12 protein-coding genes are annotated in these 12,125 nt (G+C 73.4%); 11 read left to right on the forward strand and 1 reads right to left on the reverse strand.

Annotated elements, in window-relative coordinates; all coding sequences use genetic code 11:
* Positions 1-2 precede the first annotated feature (2 nt).
* The 11 genes from PVK37_RS25910 (at position 3) to PVK37_RS25960 (ending at position 11,316) form a co-directional block, all read left to right on the forward strand.
* Complete coding sequence (locus PVK37_RS25910; RefSeq protein ID WP_275030427.1) at positions 3-1,238, forward strand: ABC transporter substrate-binding protein; 1,236 nt, start codon at positions 3-5, stop codon at positions 1,236-1,238.
* Between the two features lie 91 nt (positions 1,239-1,329).
* Positions 1,330-2,232 carry a carbohydrate ABC transporter permease gene (locus tag PVK37_RS25915; protein WP_275030428.1) on the forward strand — a complete coding sequence of 301 codons (903 nt, stop codon included), beginning with the start codon at positions 1,330-1,332 and terminating at the stop codon, positions 2,230-2,232.
* Positions 2,229-3,128 carry a carbohydrate ABC transporter permease gene (locus PVK37_RS25920; RefSeq protein ID WP_275030429.1) on the forward strand — a complete coding sequence of 300 codons (900 nt, stop codon included), beginning with the start codon at positions 2,229-2,231 and terminating at the stop codon, positions 3,126-3,128. The genes PVK37_RS25915 and PVK37_RS25920 overlap by 4 nt, the downstream gene beginning before the upstream one ends.
* Positions 3,129-3,133: 5 nt before the next feature.
* Positions 3,134-4,156 (forward strand): NAD-dependent epimerase/dehydratase family protein, encoded by a 1,023-nt coding sequence (locus PVK37_RS25925; protein ID WP_275030430.1) that lies wholly within the window; start codon positions 3,134-3,136, stop codon positions 4,154-4,156.
* Between the two features lies 1 nt (position 4,157).
* Entirely contained in the window at positions 4,158-5,165 is a 1,008-nt protein-coding gene (locus PVK37_RS25930) for a dihydrodipicolinate synthase family protein (RefSeq protein ID WP_275030431.1), read from the forward strand.
* A complete protein-coding gene (locus PVK37_RS25935; protein WP_275030432.1) occupies positions 5,149-6,216 on the forward strand; it encodes a hydroxyacid dehydrogenase in 1,068 nt (355 codons plus the stop codon). The genes PVK37_RS25930 and PVK37_RS25935 overlap by 17 nt, the downstream gene beginning before the upstream one ends.
* A gap of 56 nt (positions 6,217-6,272) precedes the next feature.
* Positions 6,273-7,103, forward strand: coding sequence for a fumarylacetoacetate hydrolase family protein (locus PVK37_RS25940; protein WP_480212889.1), 831 nt, complete (start codon positions 6,273-6,275; stop codon positions 7,101-7,103).
* On the forward strand, positions 7,100-8,041 hold the full coding sequence (locus PVK37_RS25945) for a GNAT family N-acetyltransferase (protein WP_275030434.1): 942 nt from the start codon (positions 7,100-7,102) through the stop codon (positions 8,039-8,041). Before PVK37_RS25940 ends, PVK37_RS25945 begins: the two co-directional genes overlap by 4 nt.
* Complete coding sequence (locus tag PVK37_RS25950; protein ID WP_275030435.1) at positions 8,038-8,898, forward strand: SMP-30/gluconolactonase/LRE family protein; 861 nt, start codon at positions 8,038-8,040, stop codon at positions 8,896-8,898. The genes PVK37_RS25945 and PVK37_RS25950 overlap by 4 nt, the downstream gene beginning before the upstream one ends.
* 356 nt (positions 8,899-9,254) lie before the next feature.
* Positions 9,255-10,580 (forward strand): sensor histidine kinase, encoded by a 1,326-nt coding sequence (locus PVK37_RS25955; protein ID WP_275030436.1) that lies wholly within the window; start codon positions 9,255-9,257, stop codon positions 10,578-10,580.
* 55 nt (positions 10,581-10,635) lie between these two features.
* The gene (locus tag PVK37_RS25960; protein ID WP_275030437.1) at positions 10,636-11,316 is read left to right on the forward strand and encodes a response regulator transcription factor; all 681 of its coding nucleotides are present in this window, start codon (positions 10,636-10,638) and stop codon (positions 11,314-11,316) included.
* Between the two features lie 41 nt (positions 11,317-11,357).
* Here PVK37_RS25960 and PVK37_RS25965 read toward each other — a convergent pair whose 3' ends face one another.
* A complete protein-coding gene (locus PVK37_RS25965; protein WP_275030438.1) occupies positions 11,358-12,122 on the reverse strand; it encodes an enoyl-CoA hydratase-related protein in 765 nt (254 codons plus the stop codon).
* Positions 12,123-12,125 lie beyond the last annotated feature (3 nt).

The raw sequence follows: 12,125 nt of genomic DNA on the forward strand, positions 1-12,125 counted from the left end.
AGATGAGACTTCGCAGGTTCGCACCGGTCGCGGCCGTCGTGCTGGCGGCCGGGCTGCTCACCGCCTGCGGCGGCGGCTCCGAGGCCGGCGGCGACAAGCAGAGCGTCACCATGTGGATCTACCCGGTGGTCCCCGACGAGGCCGCCCACAGGGGCTTCTGGGACAAGCAGGTCACCGCGTTCGAGGCCGACCATCCGGACGTCGACGTCAAGGTCGAGATCTTCCCGTGGGCCAAGCGGGAGGAGTCGCTGACGGCGGCGATCGCCGGCGGCAAGGGCCCGGACGTCGTCTACCTGATCCCCGACCAGCTCGGCAAGTTCCACAAGATGATCGAGCCGGTGGACGACTACCTGCCCGCCGACGCGAAGGCCGACTACCGGGAGAACGTCCGGGCCGCCGTCACCCTCGACGGCAAGATGCTCGGCGCGCCGATCCTGACCAGCAGCAACCCGCTGATGTGCAACGCGAAGGTGTTCGCCGCCGCCGGGCTCACCGAGTACCCGAAGACCTGGGCCGAGCTGCTGGCCCTCGCGCCGAAGCTGAAGGCGAAGGGCTTCGACGCCACCAACTACTACGCCGACCCGAGCGCCACGCTCAACCAGTCCTTCTACCCGCTGCTCTGGCAGGCCGGGGGTGACGTGTTCACCGCCGACGGCACGTCCGTGGCCTTCGCCGGGCCCGAGGGCGTCAAGGCGCTCACCTTCCTCAAGCAGCTCGTCGACGGCGGCTACGTCGAGAAGGACCTGATCACCAGCATCCCGGCGTTCGAGCAGACCAACGTGGCGAAGAACAAGGTCGCCTGCACCTGGCAGCACGTCCCCGCCGACGTGGAGAAGTTCTGGGGCAAGGAGAACATCAAGATCTTCCCGCCGCTGAGCGACGTCAAGAGCGTCGGCTACGGCACCGTGGGCAGCCTCTCGATCCTCAAGGGCAGCAAGGCCAAGAAGGCCGCGGGCGAGTGGATCACCTTCGTCACCGCGCCGGCGGTCGCCTCCGCGTACGACGTCGCCGGCGGCTACTTCTCCGCCAAGACGTCCGCCGGGTCGCTGTACCCGCAGGACCCGGTGAACACCGAGATGGAGAAGACCCTGGGCACCACCACGGTCGGCCCGCTCAACGAGAAGAGCCGCGAGGTGATGGGGGTGCTCGCCCCCGAGATCCAGGCCGCGCTGATCGGCAAGAAGACCCCCGAGCAGGCGCTCGCCGACGCGGCCAAGGCCGCCGACGCGCTGCTCTGACCCCACCGGCCCGTCGCCGCGGGGTGGCGGCGGGCCGGGCACCGCCCACCGGCCGACTCGGCCGGTCCGACCTGCGAAGAAGGATGGCGAGATGGCCGTACCAGCTCAGTTGCCGGCCCGGCGGGCCCGGCGGGTGATCGCCCGGCGCGAGGCACGATGGGGTCTGCTCTTCGTCCTTCCCGCGTTCCTGCTGTTCCTGGCGTTCCGCTTCGGCCCGGCCATCGCCGGGCTGGTGCTCGGGTTCATGGAGTACACGATCGGCGGCGACGCCGAGTGGACCGGTCTGGAGAACGCCCGGCGGCTCGCCGACGACCCGGTCTTCTGGCAGTCGCTGCGGGTCACGGTCGGCTACACCCTGCTGTACGTGCCGTTGACCGTGGCCACGTCGGTCGGGCTGGCGTTGCTGGTGCGGCGGGGTTTCCGGGGCGTCGGCTTCTTCCGGTCGGTGTTCTTCCTGCCGGTGGTCACCAGCCTGGTGCTGGTCGCCACGGTGTTCTCCTGGGTGTTCTCCTCCGCCGGCCCGTGGTCGCGCATCCTGGGCTGGCTCGGCCTGCCCGACGACTCGTGGCTGGCCTCCAGCACCCTGGTGCTGCCGGCGCTGGCGATGGTCGGCGTCTGGTCGCACTTCGGGTACGGCATGCTGATCGTGCTGGCCCGCCTGCAGGACCTGCCCCGCGAACAGGAGGAGGCGGCGCTCACCGACGGCGCCGGACCGTGGCAGCGGTTCCGCTGGATCGTGCTGCCCCAGCTCAAGCCGGTGCTGTTCTTCCTGCTGGTGATCGAGACGACCGCCTCGTTCCAGGTCTTCGACCTGGTGTACGCGATGACCGGCGGCGGTCCGGCCCGCGCCAGCTACACCCTCGTCATGGCCCTGTACGAGCAGGGTTTCAAGTACTTCGACCTCGGCTACGCCAGCGCGATCGGCGTCGCCCTGTTCGCGATGACCCTGGTCGTCGCCCTGATCCAGCGGCTGACCTTCGGGAGGAACACGTGACCGCCACGAGCACCGCCCCCACCCGCACACCCACCGCGCCCGGCCCGCCGGCCCGGCGACGCCGCTCCTACCGGGCGCTGCAACCGGGACCGGCCGGCACCGTGCTGCGGTTCGTGCTGCTCACCGTGGCCAGCGTGGTCACCCTCTTTCCGTTCTACGCGATGGTCGTGTTGAGCTTGAAGCCCGCCGCCGCCGTCGAGTTCCCGGGCAGCCTGCTGCCGTGGCCGCTCGGCGTCGACGCGTACGCGACGGTGCTCGACTCCCGGAGCATCCTGCGCTGGCTGCTGAACACCACCATCTACTCGGTGGTCAGCGTCGTCGCGGTGCTGCTGCTGGCCGCGATGGCCGGGTACGCGTTCGCGAAGAAACGGTTCCCCGGCCGGGAGACGATGTTCTGGTCGTTCCTGGCGATGGTGATGGTGCCCTACCACGTCACCCTGATCCCGACTTTCATCCTGATCGCGAAGGTCGGCGGGGTGGACACCTACTGGGGGCTGATCCTGCCCACCCTGGCCAACGCGCAGGCGGTGTTCCTGATGCGGCAGTTCATCCAGGGGCTACCCGACGAGCTGTTCGAGGCGGCGAAGATCGACGGCGCGTCGGAGTGGCGGATGTTCGTGCGGATCGTGCTGCCACTGTGCAAGCCGATCCTGGCCACCCTCGGCGTCTTCGTCTTCCTGTGGCACTGGAACGACCTGCTCTGGCCGCTGATCATCGGGCAGAGCGGGGACATGCGCACCCTCACCGTCGGCATCGCTTCCCTCCAGCAGGAGCAGGTGCCGCTCAACGTCATGCTCGCCGGCTCGGTCGTCGCGTTCGTGCCGATCTTCGCCGCCTACCTCGTGGGCCAGCGGTACTTCACCGAGGGCGTCACGATGTCCGGAATCAAGGGATGAGTGCAGTGTTCAGAAGTGAGTCCGAGGTGGAGGACCGGCTGGCCCGGCCGTCCGCGGCGCTCGTCGCCGACCTGGCCGGCGACACCGGCGACCTGGTGGTGCTCGGCGCCGGCGGCAAGATGGGCCCGTCGCTGTGCCGGCTGGCGCGCCGGGGGCTCGACGCCGCCGGCCGCACCGGCGACCGGGTGTACGCGGTGTCGCGCTGGTCGGACCGGGCGGCAGCCGACGCGCTGGCGGCCGACGGGGTGGAACCGGTGACGTTCGACCTGCTGGGCGACGTCGACCTGGCCGGTCTGCCGGACGCCGCCGACGTGGTCTTCATGGTCGGCGCGAAGTTCGGCACCGCCGCCGCCCCGCACCTGGCCTGGATGGTCAACACGGTGCTGCCCGCCGCGGTGGCCCGCCGTTACCCGACCGCCCGGATCGCCGCCTTCTCCACCGGCAACGTCTACCCGATGGTGCCGGTCACCAGCGGGGGCTCGGTGGAGAGCGACCCGCCCGGCCCGATCGGCGACTACGCGATGAGCTGCCTCGGCCGGGAGCAGGTCTTCGCGCACGCCGCCGCGACCCGGGGCACCCCGGTCGCGGTGCTGCGCCTCAACTACGCGGTCGACCTGCGGTACGGGGTGCTCGCCGACATCGGTCAGGCGGTGCTGGCCGGTGAGCCGGTGGACGTCACCACCGGCCACGTCAACGTGGTCTGGCAGGGGTACGCCAACGAGGTGGCGCTGCGGTCCCTGCGGCACGCCTCACCCGACGTGTTCGTCCTGAACCTGACCGGCCCGGAAACCGCCTCGGTGCGTCGGATCGCCGCCCGGATGGGTGAACGCCTCGGCCGGCCGGTCTCGTACGTCGGTACCGAGGCGTCGACCGCGCTGCTCAACGACGCGACCCGCTGCCACGCGCTGTTCGGCTACCCGGACGTGCCGTTGGGCACGCTGATCGACTGGCAGGCCGACAGCCTGGCCGCCGGCCTGCCGACCTCCGGCAAGCCCACCAGGTTCACCGTCCGCGACGGCAGGTTCTGACATGTCCCTGGATCTGCTGCGCGGCGGGACCGTCATTCCCGCGCACCCGCTCGCGCTGACCGCCGACCGTCACCTCGACGAGCGTCGGCAGCGGGCGCTGACCCGCTACTACCTGGCCGCCGGAGCCGGCGGACTCGCCGTGGGCGTGCACACCACCCAGTTCGGCATCCGCGAGGCCGGGCTGCTGCGACCGGTGCTCGCCCTGGCCGGCGAGACGGTCGACGCCGAGGCCGGCCGGCCGGTGGTGAAGATCGCCGGGGCCTGCGGCGACACCGCCCAGGCCGTCGCCGAGGCGGAACTGGCCGCCGGTCTCGGCTACCACGCGGTGCTGCTGTCCCCGGTCGTGCCCGGCGTCGACGAGGCGCACCTGCTGGACCGGGCCCGGGCGGTCGGCGAGGTGCTGCCGGTGATCGGCTTCTACCTCCAGCCGGCCATCGGCGGGCCGCTCCTGTCGACGTCGTTCTGGCGGGCCTTCGCCGACCTGCCGTCGGTGGTCGCGGTGAAACTCGCCCCGTTCGACCGCTACCGGACCCTGGAGGCGGTACGCGGGATCGCCACCGCCGACCGGGGCGCCGAGGTGGCGCTCTACACCGGCAACGACGACCACATCCTCGGCGACCTCCTCGGCGACTTCGCCGGCCGGCGCTTCGTCGGTGGGCTGCTCGGCCAGTGGGCGGTGTGGACGCGCGCGGCGGTGGCCATGGTCGACCGGGTACGGGCGGCCCGGGCGGGCGACGCGGCGGCGCTGGCGGAGCTGACCGCCCGCGCGGCGGCGGTCACGGACGCCAACGCGGCGGTCTTCGACGCCGCGAACGGGTTCCACGGCTGCATCGCCGGGGTGCACGAGGTGCTGCGCCGGCAGGGCCTGCTCGACGGGGTCTGGTGCCTGGACCCGGCCGAGGGGTTGTCACCTGGCCAAGGCGCGGAGCTGACCCGGGTGGCCGCCGCCTACCCGTGGCTGACCGATGACGACTTCGTCGTGGAGCACCGCGATGACTGGCTCCGGTGACCGGCCGCCGGCGGGCGGTGGACCGGTGACCCCGCCCGGCCGTGGCCGCCGTCCGGTGACGGTGGTGTCGGTGTCCGCGCCGCTGCGCGCCCAGTTCTTCCCGGACCGGATCGGCGACCGGCTGACCACGATCACCGACGCCACACCGGTCGACGACCACGCGGCGCTCACCGGCGTCGACCTGGCACCGCTGCTGGCCCGGGCGGAGGTGCTGGTCACCTCCTGGGGTGTCCCCCGGCTCGACGCGGCCCTGCTGGACCGGGCCCCGGCGCTGCGGCTGGTCGCGCACACCGGCGCCTCGGTCAAGCCGTTCGTGACCCCCGAACTGTTCGCCCGGGGTGTCGCGGTCACCCAGGCCGGGCAGGGCATGGCCCGGTCGGTGGCCGAGGTCGCCCTCGCCTTCACGCTGGCCCTGCTGCACCGCACGCACCGGTTCGACCACGCGTTGCGCGCCGGCACGAGCTGGGACCGGGCGGAGCAGGCGCCGCCCCGGCACGAGATCCTCGGCTGCCCGGTCGGCGTCGTCGGCGCGTCCCGCACCGGTCGGGCGTACCTGGAACTGGTGCGCGCGCTGGGCGCGGAGGTCAGCGTGTACGACCCGACCCTCAGCGTGGCGGACGCCGCCCGGCTCGGCGTCCGGCTGGTCGGTCTGGACGACCTGCTCGCCGGCAGTCGGGTGGTGGCGTTGCACGCGCCGACCCTGCCGGAGACCCGGCACCTGCTCGGTGCCCGTGAGCTGGCGCTGATGCCCGACGGCGCCGGGCTGGTCAACACCGCCCGGTCGTGGCTGGTCGACGAGGCAGCCCTCGTCGCGGAGTTGTCCGGCGGCCGGCTCGACGCCGCGTTGGACGTCTTCGACGACGAGCCGCTGCCCACCGGCCACCCGCTGCGGGCGCTGCCCAACGTGTTGCTCACCCCGCATCAGGCCGCCGGCACCGTGCAGGGCCGCCGGCGGCAGGGCGAGATCGTCGTCGACGAGATCGTCCGCTACCTGGCCGGCCGGCCCCTCGTCCACGCGGTGACACCGGACCTGCTCGCCCGCACGGGCTGACGCCACCCATGTCGCAATCCCCGCCCAGCCCTCCTGGAGAGGACACCATGAGATTCATGCGGATCGGCCCGGTCGGCGCCGAACGGCCGGTGCTCTTCGACGGCGACCGTCACTTCGACCTCAGCGGCGTCACCACCGACATCGACGCGGCGTTCCTCGCCGCGGACCCGACCGGACGGGTCCGGGCGGCCGGGCCACTGCCGCAGGTCGACGTGACCGGGCAGCGGATCGGTGCCCCGATCGCCCGGCCCGGCGCGGTGCTCTGCATCGGGCAGAACTACGCCGCGCACGCCGCCGAGTCCGGTGCGGCCCCTCCGGACCGGCCGATCCTGTTCCACAAGTCACCGAACACGGTGGTCGGCCCGTACGACCCGGTGCTGATCCCGCGCGGGTCGACGAAGACCGACTGGGAGGTCGAGCTGGCCGTGGTGATCGGGACGCGGGCCCGCTACCTCGACTCCCCGGCGCAGGCCCTCGCCCACGTGGCCGGGTACGCCGTCACCAACGACGTGTCCGAACGGGACTACCAGTTCGCCGACCCCGGCGGACAGTGGTCCACCGGCAAGTCGTGTGAGACGTTCAACCCGCTCGGCCCGTGGCTGGTCACGCCGGACGAGGCCGGTGACCCGCAGGCGCTGCGGCTGCGCTCGTGGGTCAACGGCGAGCCCCGACAGGACTCCCGCACCGCCGACATGATCTTCGACGTGGCCTACCTGATCTGGCACCTGTCCCAGTTCACCGTGCTGGAGCCGGGTGACGTCCTGAACACCGGCACCCCGCAGGGGGTGGCGCTGTCCGGCCGGTTCCCGTACCTGGTGGCCGGCGACGTGCTGGAGACGGAGATCGAGGGGCTCGGCCGGCAGCGCAACCCGCTCGCGTCGGCGTGAGCGCCCCGGTCGAGTTCCGCCCGGCCACCGCGGCGGACGTACCGTCGCTGCACGCGCTGTGGGACGAGGCGTTCACCGACGCGCACGTCACCGAGTTGCACGGCCGCGACCCCGGCAGCCTCCCCCGTACCCTGCTGGCGGTGCAGGCCGCGACGGTCGTCGCCGCCGTCCACTACCTGCCCCGTCGGATCCGCAACGCCGCCGGCGGCATCGACCTGGTCGGGGGCGTCGCCAACGTGGCCAGCCGCGCCGAGTCGCGGGGCCGGGGCCACGTCCGTCGCCTCCTGGAGCTGGCCGGCGCGGTGATGGCGGCGGACGGCTGCGCCTGGTCGTTGCTGTTCACCGGCACGCCCGGCGTCTACCTGTCCAGCGGCTACCGGCCGTTCACCCTGCGCTACCCGAGCGGCCGGCCGGCGGCGGTACCCGCCCCGGTCCCGTCGGGCTGGACGGTGCACGCGCCCGCCGCCGTGGACTGGGCGGAGCTCGCCGGGATGCACGCGGCGTTCAACGCGCACCGGCCGCTCAGCACGGTGCGCGACGCGGCCGACTGGGAGCTACGGGTGCCGGTGTGGTACGCCCCGCCCACCCGGACGCTGGTCGCCCGGTTCCGCGGGCAGCCAGCGGGCTACCTGGTCTCGCGCTGGACACCCGGGCACGTCCAGGTGGTGGAGGTCGCCGTCCGACCGGACCGGCCGGACGCCCTGTCCGTCCTGTTCGGCGCGGTCGCCCGCGCCGCCGCCGACCACCACGTACGACGCTGCACAGCGCGGCTACCGGCCGACCCGGCGGTCGTGGCGGCGCTGCCCGCCCTGTTGACCGAACCGGTGACGGAGACCGACGACACCGGCATGGTCCGGCCGGTCCACGCCACACCCGGGCACGTCCGGGCGATCGTCGAGGCGCCCGGTGCCTTCCACTGGCCGGCGGACTACCTGTGAACGCCGGCCCGCTGGAACAGGTCACCGCGCCGGTAGCCGAGCACGGGGAAGGGCCGGTGTGGTGTCCCGCCGACCGGCGGCTGCGCTGGGTCGACATGCTGGCCGGCGACATCCTGACCCTGGACCCGACCAACGGGGCGGTCAGCCGCCGACACGTCGCCCCGGTGGTCGCCGCCGTCCGGCCACGAGCCGGCGGTGGACTGGTCGCCGCGGTCGAGCGGGGCTTCGCGCTGCTGCGCGACGACGCGGTGGAACTGCTGCCGGAGATCTGGTCTGACCCGTCGGTCCGGATGAACGACGGCGGGTGTGACCCGTGGGGACGGTTCTACTGCGGTTCCATGGCCTACGACGCGGCACCGGGTCGGGCGGCCCTGTACCGGCTCAGCCCCGGCGGTGCGGTCGAGACGGTGCTCACCGGGCTGACCGTCTCCAACGGCCTCGCCTGGACCCGGGACGGCACGACCGCCTGGTACGTCGACTCGGCGACCCGGCGGGTCGACACCTTCGCGGTCGCCCCGGCCACCGGCGAGTTGCGGGACCGCCGGCCGGTGGTGGTGGTACCGCCCGACGTGGGCACGCCGGACGGTCTGTGCGTCGACGTCGAGGGTGGCGTCTGGGTCGCCCTCTGGGACGGGGGCGCGGTCCACCGGTACGCCCCGGACGGCCGGCTCACCGCCGTCGTGTCGCTGCCGGTCCGGCGGCCCACCGCCTGCACGTTCGGCGGCCCGGACCTCGCCGACCTGTACGTCACGACCTCCCGGCAGGGGCTGCCGGCCGGCGACCGGTCCCCGGCGGGGGCGCTGTTCCGGATCCGGCCACGGGTACCCGGCTTCCCCGACCACACGTTCGCCGGCTGACCGGGAGCACCCCGCCACGAACGGTCTCCGCAGCGTCGACGCGGCACTTCTCGGCGGGCTGGTGGTGCTGGTCGATGCCGTCCCGCCCACACCTCGCCCGGTTGCCAGTGCGGGGACGGCTCCGGCAGATCGACGTGACCGTTGGGGAAGCGGAGCAGCTACCGGGTGACGCTTCATCGCCACCCGCACCATTCGCTCCCCACCGACCGCCAACGTCATTGCGGAGGCCCGCCATTCGGGAGGACCCTCCGATCCCTTCCGATCCGATGGGTGATGTGCCATCTTCGATGGATGCGGGTCGGTGGCCGCGCTGGCAGACGAGGTGGCGCCCGCGCACGCAGGCACGGGGCGGCGCGGTGCCGCTGACCGTTCGGGTGCGGCCGGCCACCCGCGCCCGGCCCCGCACCGGGCTGGCCGTCGGCCTGCTGGTCGTCACGCTGCTGGCCCTGGTCGGGGGCCTCGCCTACGCCGCCCTGCTGCACGTCCAGCAGGCGAAGATCCGCCACGAGCTGAGCTGGGCGATGGAGCACGGCCGACCCGCCGACCCGACCGGCTGTACCTGGATCTTCGGGGGTGCCAGCGACACCGGACACGGCGGCGCGCTCCCGCCCGGCTTCCCGCAGCACGCGGCCATCCGTGCCGTTGCCCGCACCGGCCGACCCCAGGTCGACCAGGTGGCCCGTAACGGCACGGTCTACTACGTGCGCACCCAGCAGCGCGGCGACGAGGTCGTCCAGGTGATCTTCGACGCCCGTTTCCAGCTCGCCGAACGGCGGCACCTGCTCTGGGGGGTGTCGGCCGCCGCGGTGGCGGTCCTGGTCGCGGCGACCGCGACCGACCTGCGGCTGCGTCGCCGGTCGGTGCTGCCGCTGACCGAGGCGCTCGACCGGCAACGCCGCTTCGTCGCCGACGCCAGCCACGAGCTGCGTGCCCCGATCACCCGGGTGCACACCGCGGCCCAGTTGCTGGCGCAGCGGACGGCCGACGCCGAGCACGACGCGGATCGGCAGGACCTGGACCGGCTGCTGCGCACCACCCGACGGCTGGGCGAGATCGTCGACGAGTTGCTGCTGTCGGCCCGACTGGCCGACCCGGCGGCGGTGACCCGGCCGCCGGCCACGGTCGACCTCGCCGCGCTCGTCGTCGAGGCGGTCGAGGCCGACGCGCCGCGCGCCGCCGAACACGGCGTGACGCTCACCGTGGCCGGTGCGGGCGCGCCGGTGCCGGTCTGCGGCGTCGGGCCCGCGCTGGTCCGGGTGGTGGCGGAACTGCTGGCGAACGCCCTGCACCACACCCCGGCCGGTGGTCGCGTCGAGGTGCGGTTACGCCCGACGGGCGTGGGCCAGGTCGAGCTGGCGGTGAGCGACTCCGGCCGGGGGTTCGACCCTCGGCACACCGACCGGATCTTCGACCGGTTCCATCGTGGTCCCGGTGCCGGGGACCGCCGGGCCGGCCTCGGGCTGGCACTGGTCCGCGAGGTGGTCACCGCACACGGCGGCACGATCAACGCCACCGGCCGACCGGGGGCGGGCGCCACCTTCACCGTACGGCTGCCGGTGCGTGGTGCCGGGCAGGCCGGCCCGCCGCCGACGGACGGCGACCCCGCCGGCTCACGGTGGCCCTTCTGCTGGCGGACGAACCGGGACCGGGCGGACGAGCAGCACGACATGAGCCGGTTGTGACCGGCGAGAAATTCCACCGGTCAACCTTCGCCCGTTTCGATGCGACCATGAACAGATGACCGACCCGCCGATCCCGGCACACAGCCCGTTGCTCCTCGTCGAGGACGACGCGGAACTCGCCGACATGCTGGTCGAACTGTTCCGCCGGGCGGGGTACCGGATCGATCTGGCCCGGGACGGCCAGCGGGGCCTGCACCTGGCGCTGCGCGGCCCGTACCAGGTGATCATGCTGGATCGACGGCTACCGGCGATCGACGGCGTCGACCTGCTCATCCGGCTGCGGCGGTGCGCGATCGCCGCCCGGGTGCTCATGCTCAGCGCCCTGGCCGACCCCGACGAGCGCATCCGGGGCCTGGACGCGGGTGCCGACGACTACCTGCCGAAGCCGTTCGAGGTGACCGAGCTGATGGCCCGGGTCCGGGCGCTGACCCGCCGCCGCTTCGACGGTGCCGAGCTGATCCCCATCGGCGCCGGGCAGCTCGACCTGGCCCAGCGCGGGGTACGGCTGCCCGACGGCCGGGAGGTGACGCTCAGCGGGCGGGAGTTCGAGCTGATCCGGCTGCTCGCCACCCAACCCCGGATGGTGCACAGCCGCAGCCAGCTGCGCGGCCGGGTGTTCGGCGCCGACCGGACCGAGGCGGTGGTCGACACGTACGTGCACTACCTGCGGCGCAAGCTCGGCGACCAGGTGGTCCGCACCGTGCACGGCCTCGGCTACCAGATCGGCGCGCTCTGAGCCGGCGGCCCGGGACCGGCGTCCCGGGCCGCCGGGTGGGCTCAGCGACCCGTGAACCGGGCCGGTCGCTTCTCCAGGAAGGCGGCCATGCCCTCCCGCTGGTCCTCGGTGGCGAACAGGGTGTGGAAGGCCCGCCGCTCGAACAGCACCCCGGCCCGCACGCCGACCTCGTCGGCCTGCCGGACCGCCTCCCGGGCCAGCAGCGTCGCCAGCTTGGGATGCCCGGCCACCACCGCCGCCGCGGCCTGGGCCTCCGCCAGCAGCCGCCGCGTCGGCACCACCCGCGACACCAGACCGCACCGGTGCGCCTCCGTCGCGTCGAGCTGCCGTCCGGTGAGGACCAGGTCCATCGCCCGGGCCGCGCCGATCAGCCGGGTCAGTCGCTGGGTGCCGCCGATGCCGGGCATCACCCCCAGTCGCAGCTCCGGCTGCCCGAACCGGGCGTTCTCCGCCGCGAAGATCAGGTCGCACATCATCGCCAGCTCGCAGCCGCCGCCGAGGGCGTACCCGGCCACCGCCGCGATCTTCGGGGTACGCAACGCGGCGAACGCGTCCCAGCCGGCGAAGTGGTCCTCCAGCGCCACGTCCAGGAACGACTTGCCCGCCATCTCCCGGATGTCGGCGCCGGCGGCGAACACCTGCTCCGATCCGGTGAGCACGAAGCAGCCGACGCCCGGATCGCGGTCCAGCGGTCGCAGCGTCTCCACCAGTTCCGTCAGCAGCGCCGTGTCCAGCGCGTTGCGCGCCTCGGGCCGGCACAACCGCACCGTGACCACCCGGTCGTCCTTCTCCACGGTGATCCTCATCGT

The organism is Micromonospora cathayae, assembly GCF_028993575.1.
Classification (GTDB): domain Bacteria; phylum Actinomycetota; class Actinomycetes; order Mycobacteriales; family Micromonosporaceae; genus Micromonospora; species Micromonospora cathayae.

What these genes read in the sequence shown, in the direction of transcription:
- PVK37_RS25935 (WP_275030432.1), top strand. Translation starts at nt 5,149, where the DNA reads ATGACTGGCTCCGGTGACCGGCCGCCGGCGGGCGGTGGACCGGTGACC.
- PVK37_RS25915 (WP_275030428.1), top strand. Translation starts at nt 1,330, where the DNA reads ATGGCCGTACCAGCTCAGTTGCCGGCCCGGCGGGCCCGGCGGGTGATC.
- PVK37_RS25930 (WP_275030431.1), top strand. Translation starts at nt 4,158, where the DNA reads ATGTCCCTGGATCTGCTGCGCGGCGGGACCGTCATTCCCGCGCACCCG.
- PVK37_RS25910 (WP_275030427.1), top strand. Translation starts at nt 3, where the DNA reads ATGAGACTTCGCAGGTTCGCACCGGTCGCGGCCGTCGTGCTGGCGGCC.
- PVK37_RS25960 (WP_275030437.1), top strand. Translation starts at nt 10,636, where the DNA reads ATGACCGACCCGCCGATCCCGGCACACAGCCCGTTGCTCCTCGTCGAG.
- PVK37_RS25940 (WP_480212889.1), top strand. Translation starts at nt 6,273, where the DNA reads ATGCGGATCGGCCCGGTCGGCGCCGAACGGCCGGTGCTCTTCGACGGC.
- PVK37_RS25965 (WP_275030438.1), bottom strand. Translation starts at nt 12,122, where the DNA reads ATGAGGATCACCGTGGAGAAGGACGACCGGGTGGTCACGGTGCGGTTG.